The sequence below is a fragment of the Klebsiella sp. 141240 genome (genome assembly GCF_050600805.1).
Classification (GTDB): Bacteria; Pseudomonadota; Gammaproteobacteria; order Enterobacterales; family Enterobacteriaceae; genus Klebsiella; species Klebsiella aerogenes.
The window spans coordinates 13892-39964 of the sequence record NZ_JAQIRK010000007.1; the positions used below are offsets into that span (position 1 = coordinate 13892).

Genomic DNA, 26073 nt, shown 5'->3' on the forward strand with positions numbered 1-26073 from the left:
GTTGATGAGTAACGATGATACATTTGAGTATTATAAATGATATCAATATGTTTATTGTTTATTTAAGCCGCGCTCATATTGGGAAAACGTTCTGCCGCATACCGATGCGGGATGACCCGTTTTATGCGTGGGCGATTATTTTTTATCAACCCTCTCGACAGCGTGTTTTTTTTCAGGTTATTTTCTAAGCGAGCCACATCGGTGGCCGCGTCGCTCGGACGGTCCGGGCGCTAACGTTAATCTGAGGAATCTATGGCTGAATTCAGTCCTGAACGCCGTTTTACGCGTATCGATCGTCTCCCTCCGTATGTTTTTAACATCACTGCCGAACTGAAAATGGCTGCGCGTCGGCGCGGCGAAGATATTATCGATTTCAGTATGGGCAACCCGGATGGCGCCACGCCGCCGCATATTGTTGAAAAACTGTGTACCGTCGCCCAGCGTCCGGATACCCACGGTTACTCTACTTCTCGCGGTATTCCTCGTCTGCGCCGCGCGATTTCGCGCTGGTACCAGGAGCGCTATGACGTCGATATCGACCCGGAATCAGAAGCCATCGTGACGATTGGTTCGAAAGAGGGGCTGGCGCATTTGATGCTGGCGACGCTCGATCACGGTGATACGGTGCTGGTGCCAAACCCCAGCTATCCGATTCATATTTACGGTGCGGTTATCGCCGGGGCGCAGGTCCGTTCCGTCCCGCTAGTGGAAGGCGTGGATTTCTTCAATGAACTGGAACGCGCGATCCGCGAGAGTTATCCGAAGCCAAAAATGATGATTCTGGGCTTCCCGTCTAACCCAACCGCGCAGTGCGTCGAGCTCGATTTCTTCGAGAAGGTGGTGGCGCTGGCGAAACGCTATGACGTGCTGGTGGTGCACGATCTGGCCTACGCCGATATCGTCTACGATGGCTGGAAAGCGCCGTCGGTTATGCAGGTGCCCGGGGCGCGCGATGTGGCTGTTGAATTCTTCACCCTGTCAAAAAGCTACAACATGGCTGGCTGGCGTATCGGCTTTATGGTGGGGAATAAAACGCTGGTTAACGCACTGGCCCGCATCAAAAGTTACCATGACTACGGTACCTTCACGCCGTTGCAGGTGGCGGCGATTGCCGCACTGGAAGGCGATCAGCAGTGCGTGCGTGATATTGCGGAACAATATAAACGTCGCCGTGATGTGCTGGTGAAAGGGCTGCATGAAGCCGGCTGGATGGTTGAATGCCCGAAAGCGTCAATGTACGTGTGGGCCAAAATTCCGCAGCAATATGCGGCGATGGGCTCGCTGGAGTTCGCCAAAAAGCTACTGCAGGAGGCCAAAGTGTGCGTCTCGCCGGGAATCGGCTTTGGCGACTATGGCGATACTCATGTGCGTTTCGCATTGATCGAAAATCGCGATCGTATCCGGCAGGCTATTCGCGGCATCAAATCCATGTTCCGCGCCGATGGACTGCTACCGGCAGCCAGTAAAACGGTAGCTGAACATCACGAATAAAAAATGGGAGCCGTCTGGCTCCCATCTCTTTACTGCATAGCAGGTTAAATCATCAGGGCGAAGGTACCGGCCCAAACGATGACCATAAAAGAAATTCCCATCAAAAAGTATTTCACGACATGTCACTCCGCATTTTGGCGAAACGCCTAAATGAATTTAACTTTAACCCTTGCAGGATTGTCGCAGATAAAACCAGACTATTCTGGCGACTGCGGCAGCCCGAAATTCCGTGCGTCAACTGCTCCAGATGGCGCTAATGTACGCTTAAAAAATGGTGGAAACAAGATCCATTTTTTTATTAATTTTTAGTTACTTACGACTGTCGTGAATAGGCGACACATTAATTTCATTCGGTAATAAATTCAATTACGGCGACGAAGGTTTTTAGTAATACCCTGACATTCTGTAGTTATTTGATTTTGGGATTTTTTCTATTGGCGAAGAGGTGCAGAAATCACTTTCTGCACCCTAAACGATGAGGTTAGCGGGCGGCCGTCGGCGCGCGCCATTGATGCGGATAACGTGCGGGAACAAAACGCAAGGTAAGCGCCATTAAGAGGAAAACGCAGATGGCATGGAATTCCCAGTCTAGCTGGTAGTTTCCGCTCAGGCTGCGTAGCAGCCCTGAAAGCCACGGCGATAATCCGGCGATAATAAAACCGATGCCCTGCATAAACGCCACCAGTCTACCGGCGACGGCAGGCTGCGGCGAATGGTCCAGCGCCAGCACCAGACATAGCGGGAAGGCGCCGCCCAGTCCTACGCCGCAGCTCACGGCCCACAACAGCGGCAATTGTTGTGGCCACCAGATGAAACCGCAGAACCCGAACAGTTGTAGCGCAAGCGCCAGCATCAGCAGCTTACGGCGATCTTCATGGCGAGCGAGCATCGGTAGTACCAGCGCGCCGGCGGTCTGGCCGACGGTCATCAACGCCAGAAGCGTGCCGCTAAACTGAGCGCTGTGGCCAAGCTGCATATAATAGGGTGGTAACCAGGCAATCAGGCTGGCGTAGCCGCCATTGATCAGCCCGAAATAAAGGCCAAGCGTCCAGGCCCGGTGGTGACGAAAGACCGACGGCGCGGTTTGCGCCGATGCGGCCACCGGCGCGGCGGGCAGCATTTTGCAGAGCGGCAACCAGCCAATGACCGCGGCCAGAGCCGGTAGCGCCCACCACGCCAGCGCGTGGTGCCAGAGCGCGCTATGCTGCGCAAGCCAGGGAGTGATCGCGGCGCCAAGCCCGCCCCCGCCCATCAGCGCCGCCGACCACAATCCCATCACCTGCGGCGTGCGGCGATGAAAAAGACGTTTAATGACGCTGGGTATAATCGCCTGAATCACGCCGATGCCAATCCCGCCGAGCAGCGCGCTGCTAAGCAGCAGGCCGCTTTGCGGCGCCAGCTCGCGCAGGATTGCGCCAATACCTATCGCCAGCAGACTTAACGCGATACTGCGGTTTTCACTAACGTGGCGATTAATCCATTCACCAGCGAGCGCCAGCACGCCCATCGCGACGACCGGAAGGGCGGTCAACAGTGAAACCAGGGTAAAGCTCATGCCGGTTGCTCGCTGCAGTTGCGGCAGTAATGGACCTATCGAGGTCAGTAGCGGGCGCATATTAATGCCGATCAGCACCAGCACAAATAACGTCAGCATATTGCGTTGCGTCTGGCTCATTACGCTTTACTCGCCCAGCGCTGATACAGGGCCAACCCTTCGGGTTGCGGGCAATGGTGAATGGGGAGTGATTGGTTGTCTAACGGCTTCTGCAATTGCTGGTATATAGCGGCGGTAGAGAGATTGAAGCGCTCGCCATCCTCATTGCTGTTGGCAAAATAGACTTCGCGCACGCTGGTTAAATACATCGCGCTCAGACACATCGGGCAGGGTTGTCCGCTGGCGTAAACCACGCATTCGCGCAATACCTGATTGCCCAGACGTAAGGAAACGTCGCGGATGGCATTGAGTTCAGCGTGCGCGGTAGGATCGCCGCTCTGGTGCAAGGTATTCACCGCTTCGGCAATGACTTCACCGTGGCGCACAACGACGGCGCCGAATGGGCGGCCACCGTTTTCAACATTTTTGGCAGCAAGCGTAATGGCGCGCTGAAGATGGTTAGCATGAGTAGACATGAGCGGCTCCTGTAGAGGTCGGGTAGAAGAACTCAATCGGCGGCAGGCTGGAGATTGAATTCTGCTACAGGGTAGCGAGCTGATGCCATAAGCTAAAAGACTTATTTATAATTGAGTTAATCAGATTAACTTATGGATTGAGAAATACCCGGGTGTTCTACCAGGTATATCCGACGCCGAGGATGCCATACAGCTCCCCGCTGTGCTGGACAATGGGACTATCGGCGATATCGTCATCATAGCGTTCGTAGTTTGCCGCCACCATACCGACCCAATGCGGGCTAAAGCGGTAGCTGGTTATGATGGCGACCATTGGCGATACCGTCGTGCCGGTATCCCACTGCGGGCGCTCGGGCGTTGCCTCGCCCGCAGAGACGCCGCCAAAATAGTAGTTCGCCATGTTATGACTACGCACCATCAGCCCCATACCGGGCATCACCAGCAGATTGTCTTTAACGATGGGGAAATCGGCCCATAACAGCAGCTCCTGCCCGTTGCTGCGACCGCTAATATCGGAACTGATGCGCGCGCTTATCAGCGCGTATGGCGTGATCCAGGTAGCGCCAATACCGCCCTCCAGCTCGCCTTTACGCTCGTCCATTCCCTTGAATGCCGCATCGTCGCTGGGATCTAAATTACCGAAACGCCAGCGCCCGTAGCCATAAAGCGCGATATTGTCATCAAGGTGAAAATAGTAACGGGCGCGATCGCCCAGATACATTAACTGGTCGCCAAAATACAATCCTCCGGGAATAAAGTGGGTTTCATTGTCCTGCTTTTGGTAGCGCGCGGTACCGCTAATCGTGGCGCCGCCGAGAACCCAACCTTTGGGTACCGGGCTATTCGGGTTATCGGCGGAAAAAATGTCGATCGAGCCGAGGTCGACCTCAGCGCGGGTGGCACCACAATACAAAGCAAGCGAACCGAGAATGGCTATGGGATATCGGGATAGTTTCAGCATGGGCTCATAGTTGGCACGGGATGATGAAGTCGATGTGAATCGAGCATGATAAACAATAGACGATAGCGAATGCGGTAGGGGGAGATTTTTTGTTTTTTATCGTACTTTTTCTGTTTTGCTTTTGGGGGGAAAGCAGAGTGAGCCAGTATCGACACTATCCATAATGGCGGATTATTCGCGTGAATAATCCGCACCAAAAATGAATGTTATGAATTAAGAATCAGTTCAGAGAGTGAAGCCATCGAATGATTTTCGTTGGTGACGATGCCTTCTTTTTTTAATTTTTCCATAATGGATTTAAAAGCGAGCTGTTTACTGCTTTCTGTCGCGTTAAGCAGGTCGCGGTTAAAGGCGGGATTCGATTGAATGATATAATTAATGAATTCGAGCAGCAGCTTATTCTGCGGCGGCGTGGATGGCTCATTAATGGTTTTTTCATTATATGAATTCATCGCAGCTTCAGAATACTCAAGCGGACGACTGCTGATGGTGTGCTCGTAAATTTTTTCAATTTCTTTGCTGGTAATGTACAGCTTGCTGAGCTCAATCGTTGGCTTATCATCATTATCAGGAATGAAATTGCAGTAGATGACGTTTTTAGCCGGGGAGATAATGCTAAGCGTTTCTTCTTGCTGAATGTTATCCGGATTCTCCAGCACATCCATTAAATTTCTTGAGTGAGTGTGCCATAAACCAGAAACGGAAACGTTGAGCTTAATTTTGGCAATGGCGCTGTCGTGATCGGCATCAATGACCGACACATTTTCATTCAGGGTGATGATATTGTTTATTTTAGAGTGCTGAGACCAGGGCTTATTGGCTTTGGTAATGTCATCAAAACCGCCGTAGCCATATGACGAGTCGCCAACCCCCTGATTCCGGGTCAGGGCGCTATTGAGCGTGCCGCGATTCTTTTTCAGTTTCAGGCACAGGCTGATAGCGCCGATATCGTGCCAGTGAAGTAAATCTTCCAGTTCGCACTGCAGGAGTTTTTGCGCACGAGCGATAGAGCAATACTCCAGCGGTGGGAGATTGTTCAACTTCCAAATGTTTCTTTCTATCTTATTCATGGCATTAATTTAATATAAATGTTTTTAATGGTCTGCGTTTCTGATTAACATAACGCGAGCGTTGTTATTTTGCTACACAACCCTTTTCATCAGAAACTATTCATCAGGGGAATGTATGTTCACGGTTTGGAACATTTATACGACGGAGGGTGGTGGTTAAAATACCCTCTGCGGATGATTATAATCACTATTTTATAAATAACAAATAGAGTAATGCTTAATTAACGATAAAGACAATGTAAACCATAATAAATTACTCTAAAACTGAATGCGTTAGATGTTAATGATTGTGTATCGATAAATAAAAAAGACGCCGCAGCGCCCTTTTATCGTAACCATCGCAGGCACAAATTAGCGGGCGCTCTTCTGGAGAGTAAAACCGCCATCCCCCACCTGCGCGGTGGCATACCACGCCATTAATTCCTCGGTACCTGGCGCGCCTTCGGCTGGCGCCCATGGCGCGGAATCCTGTTCGGCTACCGGCTGATAGCCTCCGTGCTTGACTTCAAAAATGATACCGCCGCGATCGAGCGACAGTACCGCATGCCAGGTGCCGGCCGCCATTTCCAGCGCCGTGCATTCTTCTCCTAATACCACGCGGTGGGTCACGGTGCCTTGTTCATCGAAGTTCAGTACTACAAAACGGCCGCTTAACGGCAGCAGCAGCTCAAAAGTATGAGGATGACGGTGAGGACGAATGTAAGTTCCCGGCTCCATGGCAATGGCCAGACGCTGTACCGGATCGCTTAATTCTGGATGAAAATTCCGATGCGCCCGCAGACGGGGAGCCGCGGCTGCTGCTGCGCTCTGCTGCTGCATATCACTGATGGTGATTTGTTTCATGTATACCGCCTGCAAAAACTGATAACAAAGGCTTACGCCCGTTGGCACGACTCAGGTATCGGGGGTTTTGCGCGAAACAGCGCAGATTCCTCTCCCGGTTGCCTGATTATGCACATTCAGCGCCATTAGCATAGGGTGATTCATCAATTTCATATTGATGAATATATTTAAGTGATTTCTTATTTTTGCAGTGGTGTTGCTTAATTTTATCTCATCTCAATCATTATTCTTTTCTTGTTGGCGAAGGTGTGTGGCATAAAAAAATAGCAACATACCTGAGCGTTTCTTACAGAAGGAAACATAATTGAGTATGCCATGTATAAGCTACTGGGTAAGCAAGCTTGAGCCGCTTTGTGCCGAAAAAGAAACGGAGTATCTTGATTTTATTATTGACCAGAGCGGTCTCGATTATTCCATTATCCCGGCACTTGAGGAGTTTTCTGCCTCTCTTCAATGGCAGTCCCTTTACCTTGGTCTGCCGGAGGAATCCCTGCCCGAAATAGCGCCGCTACTGATTCGTATCGTACTCAATGCCCCGCTACAGCGGCAGTGGTTTATCGAACTGGCGTATAAAAAGCAAACCAGAACGCCATTACTGGCAATAAGGTCGCAGTGGACTTTCTCCACGCTAGCCGAATGGTTATGGACCGTTACTTTCGAGCATGCGATAAGGCTTATCTCTCGGCTTAGCAGCTTCTATCTGCATAACGGTGAGCATGGGTAAAAATCCGGTGGGTAAATTTATTTGCCTGTTTTTTTATCCCCTGAGGAGTGCGGCTGCCCACGTACTATGACGAACTATCGCGAACAACTGTTTTCTGAAATGCTTGGTATGAGAGGGATGTTGCGAACTACTGCGGATTATGACGAACTGCTGATAAGTGTCCCCTGCAGGAACCATGTTTGATGATAATTAATTGATTTTAATTTATATATTTTGTACCACGTACAAAGGGATACTTTGAGGGATATGCTTTTCGTTTTCCCTCAAAGCTGTATTGAGTGAAGGGGTGATTACTTTATACGCTCGAATTCAAGTGAGTACTTAGTAGTAGACTTAACTGACTGAAACCATTTTACATGCTCCCATTCTGCTCCAGCTAACAAAGCTCGCAATGTCTGTTTGTCCCTCTCACTGGTTCTGAGGCCAAAAGCAATGGAGTTAACTGCTTCCGTTTCAAATTTTTTAGCACATGACTTAAAAAAAACCAATCGCCGCTCTCGTTCATATTTCCAACTTGTGTACTTAGTTCCGAGGACAGAGTAAAGAATATCGCCAGTTATGCTATTTAAGTCGTTCATACCAGGATAATGCTCAAAGTGCTTGAAGCGCTCAATAATGTCGTCAAATGGATAGTTATCTTGGTAAGTAACATCTATAGGGAAAATATGTGAGCCTTCAGGCCTGATTTTTTGTTCTTTGAATCCTATGCATACCCCCTTATGTTCATCAGCATAATGAGCCCACATTAACTGATTTTTTCGAGCCATGCTGAACGAACAAATACCCGCTGAGCTAAGTTTTTTTTGGAGGTAGTCTTCGTAAAGCTCACGCTCTTTTTGCGGCAAGGGATAACGAGCCCATACCGCATGTAGAACTTCATCGAATGAGGATTGTGCTTCAAATGGGTCGTTTAAAGTTGATGGAGAAGCGAACCAGAGCTCTCGGTTCAGGAGTAGCTCTAAGCAGCTTTTATCAAATCTACGATATTTGAAAAGGATCCTACTTCTTGGCATGAGAGATTTCATCTTAATGTATCCATACTGATTTATTTGAGATTGTTGCTGAATAAGCCGCCAGTATGAGACATTGTAAAGTACTCAACCTCGTCATCCACCCTCCTGGCAAAGAGATTGTTGTTGATTTGACAAGCTCCTGATTGATTAGCCTATCCGAGGTTAGTAATGCCTTAATTAGCAATGCAAAAAGGCCTCCATGAGGAATGCTCTAGCCATGGGTCTTGAAGGCAAACCCATCAATTATTGATCTTATTACCTCGTACTGCCTTTTTGTTTTGGGGCGATTCCACAAGCTTCGGGTAGAGGCTCTTGCGCACTGCCAAAACTCGTCTGCATTGCTTTGGGCTTAGATACGGCTGAAAGTGCTTGCAGTGCTGTAGATACTTGGTGAGTGTGGCTCAATTTTAATTCCTTGGCGGTTACGGAAAAGGGCTACTTTTTGAATCTGTATACGGTCGTCTTTCCTGCTTTGATACCCTTTGCGCTTAAAGCTGTCACTATCTCGGGGTAACTCATACCGTCAGCCCACATAGAGGCAATTAGCTCGCCCCATGTGTGTACCTTCGGCCTTAGCTCTTGCTATTCCGGCAGTGCGGCGTTATGCGATAAGGTTTTTTTTCCATCTCTGCAAACCCAGCCATCATAAGAAGCATCATTTTCCCGACTGGTGTGCTTAGGTCAGTTCCTTTACGAACAGCGTTGAATGCCACATTGCAGCAATCTCTATGCTGTTATTTGTCTTCATGGCATACCAAGGATGTGAACGCCTCAAGGCCAACGGTATGAAGCATTGTTGTTGTTGCGATCCCTGTAAGGTCTGAAACCTGCAATATTTCTGCGCTACCATTAGATGATTTAAACTCATATTGCCGGGATGCTCTTGTTTGGTCATCTATGGCTGAAAGCGTTACTGCCATTGGCTTTTGCGTATTTTCTGCAATGAGAATTTGGTTAGCTCCTCCGGGGAATTCCTGCACAGTCATAACCGCAGATCTCCCTGTACTCACACCCATGCAATTGTAATCGTGGGTCATGCTCTCTTTGCCATCTAATGGCTTGTCTTTTGCTGATGCACCAAAGCAGGTAAGAGTCAGCACTGCAAATACTAGTCTTTTCATAATCCCTCACAGTCAAAGTCGTTAGATTTATCATGCGCAATTCCTGCTAACTCTTTTGGCTGTAAGATGCTTTGGTTTAAATAGTAAATCGGTTTTTCTGTATCAGAAGTTTACTGTGAGTAACTGCAATTTATTGTTCTGTATAACTCATCTGAAAATAAAGCTTTGGTTCCCCTTCCTCTCGGTACTATGCAAATTTTAGCTGCAAGGAAAGCTTTCTCTTTGGTAGCTGTAACGGAAAAAAGGGGGACTACACGATGAGGCTACTTCAGCTCATGGTGCGATTTGTCTCCGCATATTAATATCTAGCCAGATCTTTTGAATTCCAGCCATTTCAGGGGGAGACAAAGAGACAAAAGAGACAAAGAAAAATCACTCTATGGGAAAGTAATTCATTTTAATGCGCTGTACCCGCGCTTGCGCCAGTGATGTTTCTGGGTATGTGCCCAAAGATAAGCGGCGTAGTTTACCTTCGCGCCGATAACGGAAACGCCATAGCTTAGAGCCGTTGGGTTTTACAATCATGAACAGGCCGGAGGTGTCTGTTAGGGTGTAATCCGTTTCTTTGGGGGCTGCATTTTTAATCTGAAGCGTAGTAGTGCCACGGAATATCTCTCCCGAAGTTCTAACAGAGTGAGAGTAACAAAAAGAGATATCTGTGATTGTAGCTTGAGGTGCGATTCGCTGGAAATTGTTAGACATGCAATTAGGCTCTAAGCCTTGTCTGGTGCGGTTTTGATGGAGTTATGAAGAAGGGGTTATTCACGTTAGGATTGTCCCCTGCAGGAATCGAACCTGCAACTAGCCCTTAGGAGGGGCTCGTTATATCCATTTAACTAAGGGGACAAGGCGGCGGGATTATAGCGTTTTTTCCGCCGCCCGTTAAGCGCATTGCGATTAATTGCTTAATTTGCAGCCGTTTAGCCCTTTTTATCTGCTTCGGCCTTCGCTTTGGCTTTCTGTTCCTGGGTCATGTCGTTGCGAATCTGGGCGTGGCTTAGCAGGGCGAAGATAAAGGTGCCGCCGCAAATGTTGCCGGCGAGCGTCGGCAGCGCGAACGGCCAGAAGAACTCCTGCCAGGGCAGGGCGCCGCTGAAAATCAGATAGAAAATTTCCACACTGCCGACGACGATATGCGTGGTATCCGCCAGCGCAATCAGCCAGGTCATCAGGATGATGACGATGACTTTCGCCGAGCCGGCTGCCGGGAACATCCAGACCATTGTCGCCACCAGCCAGCCGGAAATAATCGCGTTGGCAAACATTTCGGTTGGCGTGTTTTCCATTACTTTCTGGCTGATGCTGTGAAACGCCTCACGAGTGGCGTCATCGAAAATCGGCATGATATTAAACGCCCAGGCGGCGATAGCCCCACCCAGTAAATTACCTAATAACACCACGCCCCACAGGCGCAGCAATAGCGCAATATTACCGGCGCTGGGTTTATGCATAATCGGCAGTACGGCGGTGACGGTATTCTCCGTAAACAGCTGCTGGCGGGCGAGAATGACGATAATAAAGCCAAAGGTGTATCCCAAATTCTCCAGCAGATAACCACCGGGCAGGGCGCTGAGGTGAACGTGAAAAATTCCTTTGGCGACCAGCGAGGCGCTTATCGATAAGCCGGCGGCAATCGCTGACCACAGTAGCGCCATAGCATCGCGCTCGAGCTCCTTTTCACCCTCCTGGCGAATCACCTCATGTGTAGCCATTGCCTGTGAAGGCAGACGCTCTTCATCCACTTCTATTTTCTCGCCATGTTGCTTCTCTTCGCTTTCAACTTCTCGTTCATCGCTATCATGTGTGCCGGTGGCGGTATTTTGTCGGGTCATGGCTGCTCTCCCTTTGTATTTGTTACTAAGCGTAGAGAGAAATCAGCGCGGCGGCACAGGATATGCTCCTAAATTCAGCGCAATGGCAAGAATAGCAATACGAATATTGCAAAATATGTATAGAATCGGGAAGCTACATTGATGCCAAAGAAGGCTATGCTGAAAGCAGCTACCCAACGATAAAATGCTAATGGGGGCGCCGTCCCGGATGCCTCCAGCGATAGCCAGAATTAACAGGGAGAAACCTATGAATTATCGCCTGTCGGCGCTTGCGCTTGGCGCCACATTGCTGGTGGGATGCGCCAGTTCCAGCACTGACGATCGGTCGCAGGGGCGTTCAGATCCGCTTGAAGGGTTTAACCGTACCATGTTCAACTTCAACTTTAATGTCGTTGATCCTTATGTACTGCGCCCCGTTGCCGTCGCCTGGCGTGATTATGTGCCGCAACCGGCGCGTAATGGTTTAAGCAACTTCACCAGCAACCTTGAAGAACCGGCGGTAATGGTCAACTCCTTCCTGCAGGGCGATCCCTATAAAGGCATGGTGCATTTCACTCGCTTCTTCCTTAACACCATTCTTGGGATGGGCGGCTTGATCGACGTGGCCGGTATGGCGAACCCGCAGCTGCAGCGCGTTGAACCGCATCGTTTCGGTAGCACGCTGGGCCACTACGGCGTGGGCTACGGCCCGTACGTACAGTTACCGTTCTACGGCAGTTTCACCCTGCGTGATGAGGGCGGCGACATGGCCGATGGTCTGTATCCCGTACTCTCCTGGCTGACCTGGCCGATGTCCATCGGTAAATGGGCGGTAGAAGGGATTGAAACCCGCGCTCAGCTGCTGGATTCCGACGGCCTGCTGCGCCAGTCTTCCGATCCATACATCCTGATGCGTGAAGCCTATTTCCAGCGGCACGACTTTATCGCCAACGGCGGTAAGCTGACACCGGCAGATAACCCGAACGCGCAGGCGATTCAGGATGAGCTGAAAGATATCGATTCGCAGTAATCCACGCGGGTCAGAAAAGAAAAAGGGTGAACATGATGTTCACCCTTTTTATATCGTTTGCTTATCAGAAGCGGTAGTTGAAGTTCGCGCCGTACAGCCAGGCAGTACCTTCAGAACGGAAGGTGTAAGGACCTTCTTTAATTTCTACGTGCTGACCGTGCATGTAAGAGACACCAACATCCACTGAAGCATCTTTATTGAACGCGTAGGTGGTACCGGCGCTCAGCCACAGGCGATCCTGATCCGGGATAGAGATGGAGCGGGTGCCAGCCGGGATCGGGCTATCATCGAAGGCGATACCGGTACGGAAGGTCCAGTTATCGTCATAATAATAGGTGGTACCCAGCGCGATGCGGTAAGCATCTTTAAAGCCTTCATCTTTATAGAACAGCGTCTGGCCATTGCTGCCGGTGGCCTTCAGCTCCTGGAACTGGCTCCAGCTGGTGTAGGTCAGGCTATAGTGAACCGCCCACTGCGGCGCGACGCGGTTATAACCCGACAGTTCCCACATCTCCGGCAGATTGAGGGTCAGCGCGCCGTTAGTGGTACGGCCATCGGTACCGGCCGGTAGACCGAAGTTGCCGAGGATCTGGTTATACGCGGACGGCAGATCGCTCTTATAGTTGCCGTCAAAGTCGATTTTAACTTCAGAGCGGTAGGTGAAACCGTAGCGGTTGTTTTTGTCCAGCTCATACAGGATACCGGCGTTCCAGCCGAAGCCCCATTCGTTGCCGTTCAAATGCGCAATCTGAGTGTCGGCAGGGATCTGCGAGACCCGGCCCGCCAGCGCTGGCGGCAGCTTGCCGGAACCGGCAACGATCTGTCCTAAATCACCGGCGTAGCGTTCGATTTTCGCTTTCGCATACACCGCATCAAACCCTAAACCAAAGCTCCAGTTGCTGTTCAGGCGATAGGCGCCGCTTAAATTGAGGTTAACGGTGGTGAGATCGGTTTTACCACCCATACTGCCGGCAGCATAGTCATCAGCGAATTCAGTCGCGAGACCATAGTTAGAGGTAATAGATGCGCCCCAACCAAACTGATCGTTAATTGGCGAAACAAAGTGGAAGTTTGGTACCCATGCCGTTGGGGCAATATTGTCTGCATTCAGACTTTTACCGGTCGGCGAGGTACCAGAAACATTAACGTCCGGGTCGACGAAGACGGCGCCTGCCGACATCATCGGGCGGTCAAACATCATGATTAACGCGGGGTTACGGCTGGCGTTGCCCGCATCGTCAGCGATTGCCCCTTCACCGGAATAGGCACGACCAAGGCCGGATGCAGAGAATTCATTTAACTGGAATCCTGCGGCCCAGGCTTGGGTTGAAACAAGTGCTACAGCCACTGCAAGGGCAGATTGGGTAAAGCGGGTTTTCTGGCTCATGCCCATAACCTCATTGAGTTATTTTTATTTAAACTATGTTACATGCCGTAACAGAAGCGCGAAGTGTAGGGTCTGCTTTACGACAGAGAAATCAGACCAGTGGCCTGAGTATAGGTCTGACCAGATGAGTTGTTGCAAGTTTGTTTATAAGATTTTTCAATTGTGATAACAGAAACGCGATCCAGCTGGCAAAATTGCCCCGGTGCGTCATATCCAATTTGGGGCATTTTTGTTTTGGATCATTTTTAAGTGTGATTTCTGTCACTTAAACGTTTTCCTGCCATTAACAACTGGAGGGCGAACGAGGGCGGGCGTAAAATACGCGCATTATTTGTCTGGCACCGAAGGTGCATATACAGAGGAAATCTACGATGAGTAAATGTAGCGCTGATGAAACCCCGGTTTGCTGCTGTATGGATGTTGGCACCATTGTGGACAACACCGACTGCACCGCCTCCTACAGCCGCGTGTTTGCTAACCGCGCTGAAGCGGAAGCGACGCTCGCCGCGCTGAGCGAAAAAGCCCGCAATGTGGAGTCTGAACCGTGCAAAATTAACTCGACGTTCACCGACGTTGACGGCGGCGTGCAGCTGAATATCGATTTTGTTTTTAGCTGCGAAGCGGAATCGCTGATCTTCCAGCTGGGTTTACGTTAATCCTCTCTCGTAACGCCTCTTTCCAGAGGCGTTATCTTTTCTATTCAATGTGTTTTGGCTCCCACTTTTTCTCTTCCCCGATTGGCTTAATGTAAAAAATTAGTTAAGACTAGTTATCAGGTCAGACCACTTGGTTTTATCGGTTAACAGGGGAGAGTTATGAGTCAGGCATTACCGCTTATCACCCGTCAGGGCGATCGCATTGCCATTGTCAGCGGTTTACGTACCCCATTTGCCCGTCAAGCGACGGCGTATCACGGCGTTCCGGCCGTTGATCTGGGAAAAATGGTCGTCGGCGAAATGCTGGCGCGCAGTGAAGTTCCCCCGGAAGTGATTGAACAGCTGGTTTTTGGCCAGGTCGTGCAGATGCCGGAAGCGCCGAATATTGCTCGAGAAATTGTCCTTGGCACCGGAATGAATGTGCATACCGACGCCTATAGCGTCAGCCGCGCTTGCGCCACCAGTTTCCAGGCGGTAGCCAATATTGCCGAAAGCCTGATGGCCGGCACTATCCGCGCGGGCATTGCCGGCGGCGCTGATTCCTCCTCCGTTCTCCCTATTGGCGTGAGTAAAAAACTGGCCCGCACCCTGGTGGATGCCAATAAAGCGCGCACGCTTGGTCAGCGGCTAAAACTCTTTTCCCGCCTGCGCCTGCGCGATCTTTTACCGGTGCCGCCTGCGGTTGCGGAATATTCAACCGGTCTGCGGATGGGCGACACCGCTGAACAGATGGCGAAAACCTGGGGCATCAGCCGTGAAGATCAGGACGCGCTGGCGCTGCGTTCGCATCAGCTTGCCGCCCGCGCCTGGGAAGAGGGAAAACTGGCCGCCGAGGTGATGACGGCCTATGTGCCGCCTTATCGCGAGCCGCTGGAACAGGACAACAATATTCGTAAAAATTCAACCCTGGCGGATTACCAGAAGTTACGTCCGGCGTTCGATCGTAAACACGGCAGCGTGACGGCAGCAAACAGTACGCCGCTTACCGACGGCGCCGCCGCGGTGATCATGATGACCGAATCCCGGGCCAAAGAGCTGGGGTTAACGCCGCTGGGCTATCTGCGTAGCTATGCTTTCACCGCTATTGATGTCTGGCAGGATATGCTGCTGGGCCCTGCGTGGGCGACTCCGCTGGCGTTGGATAGGGCGGGAATTACCCTTGCAGACCTTACGCTAATTGATATGCATGAAGCTTTCGCCGCGCAGACGCTGGCGAATCTACAATGTTTAGCCAGCAATCGTTTCGCCCGGGAGGTTCTGGGGCGCCCACAGGCGACCGGGGAAGTCGATGCCAGCAAGTTCAACGTGCTGGGTGGTTCCATCGCCTACGGACACCCCTTCGCGGCGACCGGTGCGCGCATGATCACCCAGACGCTGCATGAACTCCGGCGCCGCGGCGGCGGATTTGGTCTGGTTACCGCCTGCGCGGCGGGTGGTTTAGGTTCCGCTATGGTTCTGGAGGCCGAATAATGGAAGCGGCAACAGCTTTTACGCTTGAAATTCGCCCGGATAATATCGCCGTTATCACCATCGACGCGCCCGGCGAAAAGATGAATACCCTGAAAGCCGAGTTCGGCGGCGAAGTGCGGACGATTATCCGTCAGCTCCGTGAGAACAAAGCGCTGCGCGGCGCCGTATTTATCTCCGCTAAACCCGACAACTTTATCGCCGGCGCCGATATCAACATGATTGCTCGTTGTACCAGCGCCGCAGAAGCCGAAGCGCTGGCGCGCCAGGGCCAGCAGATCATGGCCGAGATCAACGCGCTTTCTATCCCGGTGATTGCCGCCATTCACGGCGCCTGCCTTGGCGGCGGCCTGGAGCTGGCGCTGGCCTGTCATGGGCGAGTCTGTAGCGATGATGATAAAACGCGCTTGGGATTGCCGGAAGTACAGCTGGGGTTGCTACCGGGCTCCGGCGGCACTCAACGCCTGCCGCGGCTGATTGGCGTCAGTACGGCACTCGAAATGATCCTCACCGGTAAACAATTGCGTCCGCGTCAGGCGTTGAAAGCCGGGCTGGTGGACGATGTTGTCCCGCAATCGATATTGCTGCGGACCGCGGTTGAGCTGGCGCTACAGGGCCGGCCGGCGAGCCGAACTGTACCGGTGCGCGAACGGGTACTTGCCGGGCCTCTGGGGCGTCAGCTGCTGTTCCGCATGGTGGCGAAAAAGACCCGGCAAAAAACGCAGGGTAATTACCCGGCGGCAGAACGTATTTTACAGGTGATAGAAAACGGGCTGGCGCACGGCTGCAGCAGCGGTTACGCCGAAGAGGCGCGAGCGTTTGGCGAACTGGCGATGACGCCGCAATCGCAAGCGTTACGTTCTATTTTCTTTGCCAGTACCGATCTGAAAAAGGATCGTGGCGCCGAGGCTGACCCCGCTGCGCTGAATAGCATCGGTGTGCTAGGCGGCGGTTTAATGGGGGGCGGTATTGCTTACGTCACCGCCTGTAAAGGCGGGCTGCCGGTACGCATAAAAGACATTCAGGCGAAAGGCATCAATCATGCGCTTAAGTACAGCTGGGATCTGCTGGATAAGCAGGTGCGTCGCCGCTATCTGCGCGCCAGTGAACGCGATCGTCAGCTGGCGCTGATTTCCGGCGCTACGGATTATCATGGCTTTGCCCATCGCGATGTGGTCATCGAAGCGGTGTTTGAGGATCTGGCGCTCAAACAGCGGATGGTGGGCGAGATCGAACAATGCTGCGGGCCGCAGACGATCTTTGCCTCCAATACCTCATCGCTACCGATCGGCGAGATCGCGGCTCAGGCCGCCCGGCCAGAGAAGGTAATTGGTCTGCACTTTTTCAGCCCGGTCGAAAAAATGCCGCTGGTTGAGGTTATCCCGCACGCAACGACCGATGAGCAAACCATCGCCACGGTGGTGAAGCTGGCGAAGTTGCAGGGGAAAACGCCGATCGTGGTTGCCGACCGTGCCGGTTTTTATGTTAACCGTATTCTGGCGCCCTATATCAATGAAGCCATGCGCCTGCTGCTGGAAGGTGAGCCGGTCGAACATATTGATAATGCATTGGTAAAATTTGGTTTCCCGGTTGGACCTATTCAGTTGCTGGATGAAGTCGGCATTGATACCGGCACTAAGATTATCCCGGTACTGGAGAGCGCTTTTGGTGAACGTTTTAGCCCGCCTGCAAACATCATTGACGCGATTTTGAAGGACGATCGCAAAGGGAGAAAAAATAATCGCGGTTTCTATCTTTATGAGACAAAAAGGCGTAAAAGCAAAAAACGGGCAGACCCGGCTATTTACCCATTATTGGCAGTAGCAAGTCCGCAGGCGCGTTTGTCTGCTCAGCAGGTCGCTGAACGCTGCGTGATGATGATGCTCAACGAGGCGGCGCGCTGTTTTGATGAACAGATCGTGCGCAGCGCGCGTGATGGCGATATTGGCGCCGTTTTTGGTATAGGTTTTCCGCCGTTTCTCGGCGGCCCGTTCCGCTATATGGATAGCCTCGGCGCGGGTGAAGTCGCCGCAATCTTGCAGCGTCTGGCCGCACAGTACGGCCCTCGTTTTTCTCCGTGCGACACCTTATTGCGCATGGCCGAGCAGGGGGCGACCTTTTGGCCCACTAGTGAACGGACGACCTAAGTTATGGTCAAAAGAAGGTAAATCCAACGTTGGCTGGCGCTGTTGATTGGCGGTTTTGTAAACAAATATTGACTATACTTACGCCATTGAGGTAAAAAACAGCGTTTCATTCGTTGGATGGATCAGGCACAATGCCCGGCCACCGGGTCGCCTGCGTATTGTTTACGCAGAGCGAGTTGCGGTGATTCTGGTTAACAAAAGCGGTGCAATATGCAAGTTTTTATCATGCGTCACGGCGACGCTGCCCTCGATGCAGCCAGTGACTCCGTTCGTCCCTTAACCGTTTGCGGTTGTGACGAATCTCGTCAGATGGCAACCTGGCTGAAAGGTCAAAAAGTGGATATTGAGCGGGTGCTTGTCAGCCCTTACCTGCGTGCAGAGCAAACTCTCGACGTAGTAGGGGAGTGCATGAACCTGCCGAAAGATGTCGACGTGATGCCGGAACTCACGCCGTGCGGCGATGTAGGGATGGTTAGCGCTTATCTTCAGGCGCTGGCGAATGAGGGCGTGAAAACGGCGCTGGTCGTTTCACACCTGCCGTTGGTGGGGTACCTCGTCTCAGAGCTGTGCCCGGGGGAAACGCCCCCGATGTTTACTACCTCAGCGATTGCCTGCGTCACCCTCGACGCCGACGGCAAGGGCGAATTCAACTGGCAGATGAGCCCCTGCAATTTGAGAATGGCGAAAGCCATCTAAGGCTTTCCACCCTCGGAGCTTCCGCTTACGGAAGCTCCGGCGGCAACCACTCTTCAACTTCAATCAGTACCAATAGCGCGGCATCGCCGCCGTACTCTTTTGGTGCCTGATGGAACGCCATAATATGCGGATGTTGCGCCAGCCACAGCGGCGTTTGCTGCTTGAGGATGTGTTTGCCGTGTCCGTGCATCACGCAGGCGCAGAAGATATGTTCGCGGCGGCAGGCGGCAATCAGCGCGCCCAATTCTTGTTTTGCCTGCATCTGGGTTAAACCGTGCAGATCGAGAAACAGCTCCGGCGAATAGTCGCCGCGGCGCAGCTTTTTCAGCTCAAAATGGCTGACATCCGCGCGCACGTACTTCATCGCGCCTTCCGTATTGAGCAACGGCTGAAACTCGTCGGAAAAATAGTGGCTGTTATCCACCTGTTCCTGCAGCAATCGCTTAGGCGGAACCTCGCTGAGCTTCTTGCGCTGCGGGCGGTGTACGATAGTGTCCTGTTTAATTTGCCGGGTGCCGGTCATTAGCTGGCGGAACAGCGCCTGATCCTCCGCGCTTAGCGGTGTTTTCTTTTTCATTGCCCAATCTCACTATTTCTTTTCGCTAGTTTACCCGACTCGCCCGCGCTTCAGGCAAGGAAAACCTATTTTTCCCCACTCCGGCTGCGCAAGAATGCTGATTTATCGCCGCCGTCGTGGCAAACTAGCCGCCGAATTTATAGCAGAGCGTGCCCTGGAGGATTGCGTGGATAAAATTTTTGTTGATGAAGCGGTCAATGAGTTGCAGACCATTCAGGACATGCTGCGTTGGGCGGTAAGTCGTTTTAGCGCCGCCAACATCTGGTACGGTCATGGTACCGATAACCCGTGGGATGAGGCCGTACAGCTGGTATTACCCTCGCTGTACCTGCCGTTAGATATACCGGAAGATATGCGCACCGCGCGCCTGACTTCCAGCGAAAAACATCGTATCGTCGAGCGCGTGATTCGCCGCGTCAACGAACGTATTCCCGTCGCTTACCTGACCAACAAAGCGTGGTTCTGCGGACATGAATTCTATGTCGATGAGCGCGTGCTGGTACCGCGCTCGCCGATTGGCGAACTGATCAATAACCAGTTCGCCGGGCTGATAAACCATAAACCGCAGCATATTCTCGATATGTGTACCGGGAGCGCCTGCATTGCCATCGCCTGCGCCTATGCCTTCCCGGAAGCCGAAGTCGACGCTGTCGATATCTCCCCGGACGCGCTGGCCGTTGCGGAACATAACGTTGAAGAACATGGCCTGATTAACCAGGTTACGCCGATCCGCTCCGATCTGTTCCGCGATCTGCCAAAGCTGCAGTACGATCTGATCGTGACTAACCCGCCGTACGTTGATGAAGAAGATATGGCCGATCTGCCCGATGAATATGAGCACGAGCCGGTTCTGGGTCTGGCTTCCGGTAGCGATGGCCTGAAGCTGACGCGCCGTATTCTTGGCTGCGCGCCGGATTACCTCAACGATGACGGTATTCTGATTTGTGAAGTCGGTAACAGCATGGTACATCTGATGGAGCAGTACCCGGACGTGCCGTTCACCTGGCTTGAGTTTGATAACGGCGGTGATGGCGTCTTTATGCTGACTAAACAGCAGCTCATTGACGCGCGCGCGCATTTCGGCATTTATAAAGACTAAAAAAACAACACGCAAACATAACGAAAAGAACGGAGCCGTGATGGCAGGAAATACAATTGGACAACTCTTTCGCGTCACCACCTTCGGCGAATCGCACGGCCTGGCGCTGGGGTGCATCGTCGACGGGGTGCCGCCAGGCATTCCGCTGACCGAAGCCGACCTGCAGCACGACCTGGATCGCCGTCGCCCTGGGACATCGCGCTACACCACCCAGCGCCGCGAACCGGACCAGGTGAAAATCCTCTCCGGCGTCTTCGAAGGCGTGACCACCGGCACCAGCATTGGCCTGCTGATTGAGAACACCGATCAGCGTTCCCAGGACTACGGCGCTATCAAAGATGTGTTCCGTCCGGGACATGCGGATTACACCTACGAGCAGAAATATGGCCTGCGCGACTATCGCGGCGGCGGGCGTTCGTCTGCGCGTGAAACCGCGATGCGCGTGGCGGCCGGGGCGATTGCCAAAAAATTCCTCGCGGCCAAATTCGGTATTGTGATCCGCGGCTGCCTGACGCAGATGGGCGATATTCCGCTGGCTATCAAAGACTGGGATCAGGTTGAGCAGAACCCATTCTTCTGCCCGGATCCGGATAAAATCGACGCGCTGGATGAACTGATGCGCGGCCTGAAAAAAGAGGGCGACTCTATCGGCGCGAAGGTGACGGTCGTGGCTGACGGCGTACCGCCGGGTCTCGGCGAGCCGGTATTCGACCGCCTGGATGCCGATATCGCCCACGCGCTGATGAGCATCAACGCGGTGAAAGGGGTAGAAATCGGCGATGGTTTTGAGGTGGTTAAACTGCGCGGCAGCGAAAACCGCGACGAAATCACCAAAGCCGGCTTCCAGAGTAACCACGCCGGCGGCATTCTTGGCGGTATCAGCAGCGGCCAGCAAATCGTTGCTAACATCGCGCTGAAGCCGACCTCCAGTATTACCGTTCCCGGTCATACGATTAACCGCTTCGGCGAAGAAGTCGAGATGATCACCAAAGGGCGTCACGATCCGTGCGTTGGCATTCGCGCGGTTCCTATCGCCGAGGCCATGCTGGCTATCGTGTTAATGGATCACTTTATGCGTCAACGCGCGCAGAATGGCGACGTGACGACATCAATTCCACGCTGGTAACCGATGAAAAATACCGTTATCGCACTGCTGGCGCTTTTGGCCAGCACCGCCAGCCTGGCGGCGACGCCGTGGCAGAAAATATCCCAGCCGATTAGCGGCAGCGCCCAGTCTATTGGCGCGTTTGCCAATGGCTGCATCGTCGGCGCCCAGCCGCTACCGCTAAACTCCCCTGATTACCAGGTGATGCGTACCGATCAGCGTCGCTACTTCGGCCATCCGGATCTCGTGCAGTTTATTCAGCGGCTGAGTTTGCAGGCGCACAATAAAGGTATGGGGACGGTGCTGATTGGCGATATGGGCATGCCTGCCGGCGGGCGCTTTAACGGCGGCCACGCCAGCCATCAGTCGGGCCTGGATGTTGATATTTTCCTGCAACTGCCGCAGACCCGCTGGACCTCCGCGCAACTGCTGAAACCACAGGCGCTGGACTTAGTCGCCCGCGATGGCAAGCGGGTGGTACCCTCACTGTGGAGCCCGCAAATCAGCAACCTGATTAAAATGGCTGCGGAAGATAACGATGTGACGCGTATTTTCGTCAATCCGGCTATCAAACAGCAATTGTGCCTTGATGCCGGTAACGATCGCCAATGGCTACGCAAAGTTCGCCCGTGGTTCCAGCATCGCGCCCACATGCACGTGCGCCTGCGCTGCCCGGCGGGCAGCCTCGAGTGCGAAGATCAGGCGCCGCCGCCGGCTGGCGATGGCTGCGGAGCCGAGCTGCAAAGCTGGTTTGAACCGCCTAAACCTGGGTCAACCCCACCTGTGAAGAAGACGCCGCCTCCGCTGCCGCCTTCCTGCCAGGCGCTACTGGATGAGCATCTTCTCTAATGGATAGTTTTGCCGAGCTGTTTATGGTGTCGCCAATGGTGCTGGTGGCGCTCTTTTTTGTCGCGATTCTTGCCGGATTTATTGATTCCTTAGCCGGCGGCGGCGGGTTGTTAACCGTCCCGGCGCTGATGGCGGCGGGTATGCCGCCCGCTCAGGCGTTGGCGACCAACAAGTTACAGGCCTGCGGTGGTTCCATTTCCGCGACGCTCTATTTTATCCGTCGCAAGGTAGTGAATCTCGCCGATCAGAAACTCAATATTCTGATGACTTTTATCGGCTCGACGGCGGGTGCGCTGCTGGTGCAGCACGTGCAGTCCGATATTTTGAAGCAAATCCTGCCGCTGCTGGTGATAGGCATCGGGCTGTACTTTTTGCTGATGCCTAAGCTCGGGGAGTCCGATCGTCAGCGTCGCCTGTATGGCTTGCCGTTCGCGCTGGTCGCTGGCGGCAGCGTGGGTTTCTACGACGGTTTTTTTGGCCCCGGCGCCGGTTCGTTTTATGCGCTGGCCTTTGTGACGCTCGCCGGGTTTAATCTCGCGAAATCAACCGCTCACGCCAAACTGCTAAACGCCACCTCTAATGTTGGCGGCCTGCTGCTGTTTATTATTGGCGGCAAAGTGATTTGGGCCACCGGTTTTGTGATGATGGCCGGACAGTTTATCGGCGCTCGCGCCGGTTCGCGGCTGGTGCTGAGTAAAGGACAGTCGCTGATTCGGCCGATGATCGTCATCGTCTCCGCGGTGATGAGCGCTAAACTTCTTTACGACAGCCACGGGGCTGAGATTTTGCAGTGGTTGGGAATTCACTAATGCAACAGCAACACCATTATCAGCAGTTGGTCGAGATCTTCGACGGCTGCTTCGCCGATGATTTTAATACCCGTCTGATTAAAGGCGACGACGAACCGATCTATCTTCCTGCAGATAGCGAAGTGCCATACAACCGGATCGTGTTTGCTCACGGCTTTTACGCCAGCGCGCTGCACGAAATATCCCACTGGTGTATCGCCGGCAAGGCGCGGCGCGAGCAGGTGGATTTTGGTTACTGGTACTGCCCGGACGGCCGCGATGCGATGACGCAAAGCAAGTTCGAAGACGTCGAGGTCAAGCCACAGGCTTTTGACTGGTTGTTCTGCACGGCGGCGGGATTTCCGTTTAACGTCAGCTGCGACAACCTCGAAGGCGACTTTGAGCCTGACCGCATTGCCTTTCAACGGCGAGTGCATGCTCAGGTGATGACCTATCTGCAAGAGGGGATCCCTGAGCGTCCGGCACGCTTTATTCGCGCGCTGCAACAGTATTATCAAACGCCGCCGCTGACGGCAGAACAATTTCCGTGGCCGGAAGACCTGCACTAAAGCCACGTTCTACAAATGAAAGAGGAAAGACGATGATCGCGGAGTTTGAATCACGCATTCTGGCGTTAATTGACGATATGGTAGACCACGCCAGTGATGACGAACTGTTTGCTGGCGGTTATCTGCGCGGCCACCTGACGCTGGCGGTGGCTGAGCTGGAAGGGGAAGGGGAGCACTCGGCACAGGCGATTAACGACAAAGTCGCCAGCAGCCTGGAAAAGGCCATCAGCGCAGGCGAACTGTCGCCGCCGGATCAGATTCTGGTGCAAGGGATGTGGAATAACCTGTACCAGCAGGCGAAAAATCAGGCCTGATAAATGATGTCATCCGGATGAGGCGTTAGCCGACATCCGGAAACTCTCCCCGGTGGCGCTGCGCTTACCGGGGCGACTAAACTCTAGCCGGGATAAAGCGCAAGCCGGCGTTATTTTACCGCTTTTCCCTTCAGCAGTTTTCTCACCCATAGCCGATTCGGATTTAGCGCCGCCAACGTTTCGCTATCCAGCGGTAGCGGTTCTTCACTCATCTGCGCGGCCAGTAGTTCGGCGCTCAATGGCGCGGTGCACAGCCCACGTGATCCCAATGCCGCGAGCATAAACAGATTGTGGTAGACCGGCGCGCTGTCGACATTTTCCTGCTGTTCGTGAAGCGTGGCGTACTGCGTCAACGTTTTCTCATAATCCGGAACGTTGCCCACCATCGGCAGGTGATCGCGGGTGGCGCAGCGTACGCCGCAGCGGGCGTCGTTGCCGCTAACATCCACCTCTTTTGCCCATGCCGCCTGCGGGAAACAATCAATCAGGCGCTGGCGATTTTGCCACTGATCTTCGGCGCTGAAATCGGTATCCGTCTTGCCGCGATGATAGCTGGCGCCGATACAATGTTGCTGATTCGCGGGATTCTGCGGCGTCAGATAGCCGTCATAGCATAACACCTGGCGCAGGGCGGAAAGCCCCGGCGTGGTGGGGATATGGCTAACCTGGCCACCGACCGGATAAGCCGGCAACTGCCCGGTCTGGGCAAAATCAGTCAGGCTATGTCCGTTCGCCAGTACTACCGCCTGATGACGATGCTGCTGATTGAGCAACCAGCCGTCGCCCTCCGCGCTGAGCGTTTCGACGGGATAACCGTAGTGGCTGCGTAGTCCCTGCGTCGCCGCCAGCGACAGCAATTCTGCCGTCAACTGCTGCGGGCACAGCCAGCCGCCGGCCGGATAGGTGATGCCGCCGCAGCCGGTATCAACGCCGGTAAGTTCAGCAACTTGCTCCGCCGTTACCGCGCGGGCGACCTCTTCTGGTAAATCTGACGCCAGCATTTGGGTGATTTTCTGCGTGCTTTTTTCATCCCAGGCGAGTTGGGTTACGCCGCACCATTGATGATCGAATTCCACTGGCAACGCGTCGTAAACGCGGCGCGCGAAAGTGAACGCCGCCGGGAAAAAGCGCGCCAGCGAAGGGTCGTGCTGGCTTAATAGCGGATACAGCGCGCCCTGGCGATTGCCGGATGCGCCGCTGGCGGGCGCATCGTCAGCGCAGTACAACGTCACCTGCCAGCCGCGGCGCAGCAGCGCTAGCGAGAGCAGGGCGCTGGCGACACCTCCGCCGATTACCGCCGCTTCGCGCGATTGACTACCGCTGCGGGCAAACCATGGCGTCCGCGCCAGCGTCGGAACGTCAGCGGTCAATTCGCCGATTAACATTTCGCGCTTGCGGCCAAAGCCTTTGCGCTTTTGCATGCTAAAGCCGGCCTCCTGCAGCCCGCGGCGCACGAAGCCTGCGGAGGTAAAGGTCGCCAGCGTGCCGCCGGGGCGGGCCAGGCGCGCCATGGCGGAAAAGAGCCCCGGCGTCCACATATCCGGGTTTTTCGCCGGCGCGAAGCCGTCGAGGAACCAGGCGTCGACCTGGCGGTTGAGCGAATCATCAAGCTGGTCGGTAAGCACGTTGATATCGCCAAACCATAAATCCAGCGTGACGCGGCCATCGTCGAGCAGCAGGCGGTGGCAGCCAGCGATTGGCAGCGGCCACTGCGCCTGTAGCTGTTCAGCCCATGGCGCCAGTTCCGGCCAGTGTTGGTGCGCCAGGCGCAGGTCGTCGGCCTTCAGCGGAAATTTTTCAAAACTGATGAAATGTAATCTTTGCAGCGTAGCCTGCGGATTATCGCGACGAAAAACAGCAAACGCCTGCCACAGCGTCAGGAAATTGAGCCCGGTGCCGAAGCCGCTCTCCGCGACGATAAACAGCGGACGCGTGTGGGTTGGGAAACGGCTATCAAGCTGGTTGCCGTTGAGAAAAACGTAGCGCGTCTCTTCCAGACCGTTGTCATTAGAAAAATAAACGTCGTCAAAATCTCGGGAAACAGGTGTACCCTCAGCGTTGAATTCCAGGTTGGCGGGTTGTATGGCGTTTTGTTTCACGTAAGTTACTCGAATCACAAGGCGTAGCGCGATCTTAACGATGTGTGCCAGAAGGCGCAAATTTATACACAAAATGGCTGATCGGACTTGTTCGGCGTACAAGTGTACGCTATTGTGCGACTCGAA

Annotated in this window: 25 protein-coding genes, 1 tRNA gene and 1 pseudogene; 13 read left to right on the plus strand and 14 right to left on the minus strand. The window is 53.4% G+C overall.

The annotated features are described in order from the left end of the window. Positions 1–252 precede the first annotated feature (252 nt). On the plus strand, positions 253–1491 hold the full coding sequence (gene alaC, locus PGQ95_RS14180) for an alanine transaminase (RefSeq protein ID WP_430918455.1): 1239 nt from the start codon (positions 253–255) through the stop codon (positions 1489–1491). 44 nt (positions 1492–1535) lie between these two features. Here alaC and ypdK read toward each other — a convergent pair whose 3' ends face one another. From ypdK to PGQ95_RS14210, 6 genes are all read right to left on the minus strand, one after another. Then, entirely contained in the window at positions 1536–1607 is a 72-nt protein-coding gene (gene ypdK, locus PGQ95_RS14185; protein WP_077777854.1) for a membrane protein YpdK, read from the minus strand. Positions 1608–1972: 365 nt separating this feature from the next. After that, positions 1973–3166 (minus strand): cyanate transporter, encoded by a 1194-nt coding sequence (locus tag PGQ95_RS14190; RefSeq protein ID WP_430918457.1) that lies wholly within the window; start codon positions 3164–3166, stop codon positions 1973–1975. Continuing rightward, entirely contained in the window at positions 3166–3621 is a 456-nt protein-coding gene (locus tag PGQ95_RS14195) for a nucleoside deaminase (RefSeq protein WP_395226950.1), read from the minus strand. Before PGQ95_RS14195 ends, PGQ95_RS14190 begins: the two co-directional genes overlap by 1 nt. Before the next feature lie 157 nt (positions 3622–3778). After that, complete coding sequence (locus PGQ95_RS14200; protein WP_430918459.1) at positions 3779–4582, minus strand: MipA/OmpV family protein; 804 nt, start codon at positions 4580–4582, stop codon at positions 3779–3781. Between the two features lie 206 nt (positions 4583–4788). Continuing rightward, positions 4789–5622 carry a hypothetical protein gene (locus PGQ95_RS14205; RefSeq protein WP_087860084.1) on the minus strand — a complete coding sequence of 278 codons (834 nt, stop codon included), beginning with the start codon at positions 5620–5622 and terminating at the stop codon, positions 4789–4791. Between the two features lie 381 nt (positions 5623–6003). Beyond that, positions 6004–6495: a WbuC family cupin fold metalloprotein gene (locus PGQ95_RS14210; protein ID WP_047066244.1), complete on the minus strand. Its 492-nt coding sequence runs from the start codon at positions 6493–6495 to the stop codon at positions 6004–6006. 310 nt (positions 6496–6805) lie between these two features. Between PGQ95_RS14210 and PGQ95_RS14215 the strand changes: the two are divergent. After that, a pseudogene (locus PGQ95_RS14215) lies at positions 6806–7126 on the plus strand (DUF4123 domain-containing protein); the annotation flags it as partial. 383 nt (positions 7127–7509) lie between these two features. Here PGQ95_RS14215 and PGQ95_RS14220 read toward each other — a convergent pair. The 5 genes from PGQ95_RS14220 to PGQ95_RS14240 form a co-directional block, all read right to left on the minus strand. Next, entirely contained in the window at positions 7510–8244 is a 735-nt protein-coding gene (locus PGQ95_RS14220) for a DUF2971 domain-containing protein (RefSeq protein WP_213794329.1), read from the minus strand. Positions 8245–8966: 722 nt separating this feature from the next. Continuing rightward, on the minus strand, positions 8967–9353 hold the full coding sequence (locus tag PGQ95_RS14225) for a hypothetical protein (RefSeq protein ID WP_213794330.1): 387 nt from the start codon (positions 9351–9353) through the stop codon (positions 8967–8969). 372 nt (positions 9354–9725) lie between these two features. After that, the gene (locus PGQ95_RS14230; RefSeq protein ID WP_430918462.1) at positions 9726–10055 is read right to left on the minus strand and encodes an Arm DNA-binding domain-containing protein; all 330 of its coding nucleotides are present in this window, start codon (positions 10053–10055) and stop codon (positions 9726–9728) included. A 72-nt stretch (positions 10056–10127) separates the two neighbouring features. Continuing rightward, positions 10128–10199: transfer RNA gene (locus tag PGQ95_RS14235), tRNA-Arg, on the minus strand. A gap of 74 nt (positions 10200–10273) precedes the next feature. Further along, positions 10274–11185: a formate/nitrite transporter family protein gene (locus tag PGQ95_RS14240; protein WP_087860086.1), complete on the minus strand. Its 912-nt coding sequence runs from the start codon at positions 11183–11185 to the stop codon at positions 10274–10276. Positions 11186–11432: 247 nt separating this feature from the next. Here PGQ95_RS14240 and mlaA point away from each other — a divergent pair, with 247 nt between their 5' ends. Next, positions 11433–12194, plus strand: a complete 762-nt coding sequence (mlaA, locus tag PGQ95_RS14245) for a phospholipid-binding lipoprotein MlaA (protein WP_045376992.1) — start codon at positions 11433–11435, stop codon at positions 12192–12194. 64 nt (positions 12195–12258) lie between these two features. Here mlaA and fadL read toward each other — a convergent pair whose 3' ends face one another. Continuing rightward, entirely contained in the window at positions 12259–13581 is a 1323-nt protein-coding gene (gene fadL, locus PGQ95_RS14250; RefSeq protein WP_430918464.1) for a long-chain fatty acid transporter FadL, read from the minus strand. A gap of 371 nt (positions 13582–13952) precedes the next feature. On the opposite strand from fadL, the gene PGQ95_RS14255 reads away from it, so the two are divergent. From PGQ95_RS14255 to sixA, 4 genes are all read left to right on the plus strand, one after another. Then, on the plus strand, positions 13953–14237 hold the full coding sequence (locus PGQ95_RS14255) for a YfcZ/YiiS family protein (RefSeq protein WP_015706185.1): 285 nt from the start codon (positions 13953–13955) through the stop codon (positions 14235–14237). 159 nt (positions 14238–14396) lie between these two features. Next, a complete protein-coding gene (gene fadI, locus PGQ95_RS14260; protein ID WP_316424293.1) occupies positions 14397–15707 on the plus strand; it encodes an acetyl-CoA C-acyltransferase FadI in 1311 nt (436 codons plus the stop codon). After that, complete coding sequence (gene fadJ / locus PGQ95_RS14265) at positions 15707–17851, plus strand: fatty acid oxidation complex subunit alpha FadJ (protein WP_430918466.1); 2145 nt, start codon at positions 15707–15709, stop codon at positions 17849–17851. Before fadI ends, fadJ begins: the two co-directional genes overlap by 1 nt. A gap of 210 nt (positions 17852–18061) precedes the next feature. After that, complete coding sequence (gene sixA / locus PGQ95_RS14270) at positions 18062–18547, plus strand: phosphohistidine phosphatase SixA (protein WP_015365538.1); 486 nt, start codon at positions 18062–18064, stop codon at positions 18545–18547. 25 nt (positions 18548–18572) lie between these two features. Here the strand turns inward: sixA and smrB are convergent, their stop codons facing one another. Beyond that, positions 18573–19124, minus strand: coding sequence for an endonuclease SmrB (smrB, locus tag PGQ95_RS14275; protein ID WP_015365539.1), 552 nt, complete (start codon positions 19122–19124; stop codon positions 18573–18575). A 166-nt stretch (positions 19125–19290) separates the two neighbouring features. Between smrB and prmB the strand changes: the two genes are divergently transcribed. From prmB to PGQ95_RS14305, 6 genes are read left to right on the plus strand one after another with little or no spacing between them, the layout of a single operon-like run. Then, on the plus strand, positions 19291–20223 hold the full coding sequence (gene prmB, locus PGQ95_RS14280) for a 50S ribosomal protein L3 N(5)-glutamine methyltransferase (RefSeq protein ID WP_026612250.1): 933 nt from the start codon (positions 19291–19293) through the stop codon (positions 20221–20223). A gap of 40 nt (positions 20224–20263) precedes the next feature. Further along, the gene (gene aroC / locus PGQ95_RS14285) at positions 20264–21349 is read left to right on the plus strand and encodes a chorismate synthase (RefSeq protein ID WP_087860091.1); all 1086 of its coding nucleotides are present in this window, start codon (positions 20264–20266) and stop codon (positions 21347–21349) included. Positions 21350–21352: 3 nt separating this feature from the next. After that, positions 21353–22177: a penicillin-insensitive murein endopeptidase gene (gene mepA / locus PGQ95_RS14290; protein ID WP_015706180.1), complete on the plus strand. Its 825-nt coding sequence runs from the start codon at positions 21353–21355 to the stop codon at positions 22175–22177. Next, positions 22177–22986: a sulfite exporter TauE/SafE family protein gene (locus tag PGQ95_RS14295; protein ID WP_087860092.1), complete on the plus strand. Its 810-nt coding sequence runs from the start codon at positions 22177–22179 to the stop codon at positions 22984–22986. Before mepA ends, PGQ95_RS14295 begins: the two co-directional genes overlap by 1 nt. Further along, entirely contained in the window at positions 22986–23534 is a 549-nt protein-coding gene (locus PGQ95_RS14300; protein ID WP_063422045.1) for an elongation factor P hydroxylase, read from the plus strand. The genes PGQ95_RS14295 and PGQ95_RS14300 overlap by 1 nt, the downstream gene beginning before the upstream one ends. 32 nt (positions 23535–23566) lie before the next feature. Next, positions 23567–23848 (plus strand): YfcL family protein, encoded by a 282-nt coding sequence (locus PGQ95_RS14305; protein ID WP_045391507.1) that lies wholly within the window; start codon positions 23567–23569, stop codon positions 23846–23848. Positions 23849–23958: 110 nt separating this feature from the next. Here the strand turns inward: PGQ95_RS14305 and mnmC are convergent, their stop codons facing one another. After that, complete coding sequence (gene mnmC, locus PGQ95_RS14310; RefSeq protein WP_430918470.1) at positions 23959–25947, minus strand: bifunctional tRNA (5-methylaminomethyl-2-thiouridine)(34)-methyltransferase MnmD/FAD-dependent 5-carboxymethylaminomethyl-2-thiouridine(34) oxidoreductase MnmC; 1989 nt, start codon at positions 25945–25947, stop codon at positions 23959–23961. Positions 25948–26073 lie beyond the last annotated feature (126 nt).

Excerpts from the sequence above, each read along its gene's own strand:
- alaC (WP_430918455.1), top strand. The coding sequence starts at position 253 with ATGGCTGAATTCAGTCCTGAACGCCGTTTTACGCGTATCGATCGTCTC.
- PGQ95_RS14190 (WP_430918457.1), bottom strand. The coding sequence starts at position 3,166 with ATGAGCCAGACGCAACGCAATATGCTGACGTTATTTGTGCTGGTGCTG.
- PGQ95_RS14195 (WP_395226950.1), bottom strand. The coding sequence starts at position 3,621 with ATGTCTACTCATGCTAACCATCTTCAGCGCGCCATTACGCTTGCTGCC.
- PGQ95_RS14200 (WP_430918459.1), bottom strand. The coding sequence starts at position 4,582 with ATGCTGAAACTATCCCGATATCCCATAGCCATTCTCGGTTCGCTTGCT.
- PGQ95_RS14210 (WP_047066244.1), bottom strand. The coding sequence starts at position 6,495 with ATGAAACAAATCACCATCAGTGATATGCAGCAGCAGAGCGCAGCAGCA.
- PGQ95_RS14220 (WP_213794329.1), bottom strand. The coding sequence starts at position 8,244 with ATGAAATCTCTCATGCCAAGAAGTAGGATCCTTTTCAAATATCGTAGA.
- PGQ95_RS14225 (WP_213794330.1), bottom strand. The coding sequence starts at position 9,353 with ATGAAAAGACTAGTATTTGCAGTGCTGACTCTTACCTGCTTTGGTGCA.
- PGQ95_RS14230 (WP_430918462.1), bottom strand. The coding sequence starts at position 10,055 with ATGTCTAACAATTTCCAGCGAATCGCACCTCAAGCTACAATCACAGAT.
- PGQ95_RS14240 (WP_087860086.1), bottom strand. The coding sequence starts at position 11,185 with ATGACCCGACAAAATACCGCCACCGGCACACATGATAGCGATGAACGA.
- mlaA (WP_045376992.1), top strand. The coding sequence starts at position 11,433 with ATGAATTATCGCCTGTCGGCGCTTGCGCTTGGCGCCACATTGCTGGTG.
- fadL (WP_430918464.1), bottom strand. The coding sequence starts at position 13,581 with ATGAGCCAGAAAACCCGCTTTACCCAATCTGCCCTTGCAGTGGCTGTA.
- PGQ95_RS14255 (WP_015706185.1), top strand. The coding sequence starts at position 13,953 with ATGAGTAAATGTAGCGCTGATGAAACCCCGGTTTGCTGCTGTATGGAT.
- fadI (WP_316424293.1), top strand. The coding sequence starts at position 14,397 with ATGAGTCAGGCATTACCGCTTATCACCCGTCAGGGCGATCGCATTGCC.
- fadJ (WP_430918466.1), top strand. The coding sequence starts at position 15,707 with ATGGAAGCGGCAACAGCTTTTACGCTTGAAATTCGCCCGGATAATATC.
- sixA (WP_015365538.1), top strand. The coding sequence starts at position 18,062 with ATGCAAGTTTTTATCATGCGTCACGGCGACGCTGCCCTCGATGCAGCC.
- smrB (WP_015365539.1), bottom strand. The coding sequence starts at position 19,124 with ATGAAAAAGAAAACACCGCTAAGCGCGGAGGATCAGGCGCTGTTCCGC.
- aroC (WP_087860091.1), top strand. The coding sequence starts at position 20,264 with ATGGCAGGAAATACAATTGGACAACTCTTTCGCGTCACCACCTTCGGC.
- mepA (WP_015706180.1), top strand. The coding sequence starts at position 21,353 with ATGAAAAATACCGTTATCGCACTGCTGGCGCTTTTGGCCAGCACCGCC.
- PGQ95_RS14295 (WP_087860092.1), top strand. The coding sequence starts at position 22,177 with ATGGATAGTTTTGCCGAGCTGTTTATGGTGTCGCCAATGGTGCTGGTG.
- PGQ95_RS14300 (WP_063422045.1), top strand. The coding sequence starts at position 22,986 with ATGCAACAGCAACACCATTATCAGCAGTTGGTCGAGATCTTCGACGGC.
- PGQ95_RS14305 (WP_045391507.1), top strand. The coding sequence starts at position 23,567 with ATGATCGCGGAGTTTGAATCACGCATTCTGGCGTTAATTGACGATATG.